Source organism: Allosediminivita pacifica, from assembly GCF_003054175.1.
In the GTDB taxonomy this organism is placed as follows: Bacteria; Pseudomonadota; Alphaproteobacteria; order Rhodobacterales; family Rhodobacteraceae; genus Allosediminivita; species Allosediminivita pacifica.
Window position 1 is genome coordinate 1 of sequence record NZ_QBKN01000096.1, and the last position, 1,140, is coordinate 1,140.

Genomic DNA, 1,140 nt, shown 5'->3' on the forward strand with positions numbered 1-1,140 from the left:
GCAAGTAGCCCACTTTTGAGTTGAAAATGCCCACACAGAAGAAAGCCGCCAAGACGTATCTGCCTCCGGAGCGCCATGCCCAGCTTGAGGCTTTGGCCGCTTCGGAAGGGCAGACTGTGTCGGTCCTTTTGGGCCGTTTGATCGATCTGGCGCTGGATGGAGAAGAAGTACCCGTTCAGCCGCGCCGCCCGCTTTCCCGCGCCCGGCGGGAGGGCAAGGTAACGGTTCGCCTGGCTGCTGATGTGCGGCAGGACCTGGAAGAGGAGGCGCGCTCCCAAGGTGTCACGGCATCGACTTGGGCAGCGGTTCTGCTGTCGGCCCGGATGCGAAACGCGCCGCAGATGGTGTCGGGCGAGAGGCGGGGAGTCCGTGCCGCCTACCGCCAGCTTCGCGGCTTGGCCGTCAACGCCAACCAGATTGCCTACGCGCTGAACCGAGGTGTCCTGACGGGTGCGGGTGCGGATCTGACAAAAGCTGAAGTCGAGGGCTTGCGCCAGGATATCGCGAAATTGCGCATGGCGTTGAGCGTCTATGCGGAGGGCCGCTTCCAGTTCCAGTCCGGGGAAGGTGAGCGGCCATGAGCGACTTCAAGTCGGAGTTGGGGTTTCAGGACTGTTGGTCGTCATCTGCCAACAAGGAACTGAACAAACCGGCAGGAGGATCAGTCGGCGGGGGCACTCGAAAACCTAAGGCTGGTGCTGAACAGCCGGATCGTTCCGCTGCCCAAGCGCAGACCATCTCAGCGGCAGACAAGGCGCGGCTGGCCCGTGTTGTCAACGGTGCACCGGAAGTCATGGTGAAGGTGTCCAAGCCCGCCAAGAACGACAAGTCCGGCAATCCAATCAAGGTCAGCCGAGCGTCTGAAACGGTCAGGGCCTCAGAGCATCTCGCCTACATCAGTCGGAATGGAAAGATTGAGGTCGAGAACGACCGGGGCGAGACCTTTTCGGGACGGCAGCAGGTCGGTGTGATCTATCGCGAGTGGATGGAGAAGCACGACGAGGATCGCCGCGAAGGCTCCGCGACTGACCGGACGAGGATCACGACCAGCATCGTGTTCTCGATGCCCGGCACGGCAAATGCGGAAGCGGTGAAAGACGCGGTCAGGGCTCTGGCAAGGCAGGAGTTTCAAGGGCGGCA

General features: G+C 62.0%; 1 protein-coding gene and 1 pseudogene. Both read left to right on the top strand.

Features of this window, described 5'->3' with window-relative positions:
* The first annotated feature begins 26 nt into the window (after positions 1–26).
* Positions 27–581 (top strand): MobC domain-containing protein, encoded by a 555-nt coding sequence (locus tag C8N44_RS23075; RefSeq protein WP_107979012.1) that lies wholly within the window; start codon positions 27–29, stop codon positions 579–581.
* Positions 578–1,140: pseudogene (locus tag C8N44_RS23080) on the top strand (relaxase/mobilization nuclease domain-containing protein); the annotation flags it as partial. The gene C8N44_RS23075 and the pseudogene C8N44_RS23080, both read left to right, overlap by 4 nt.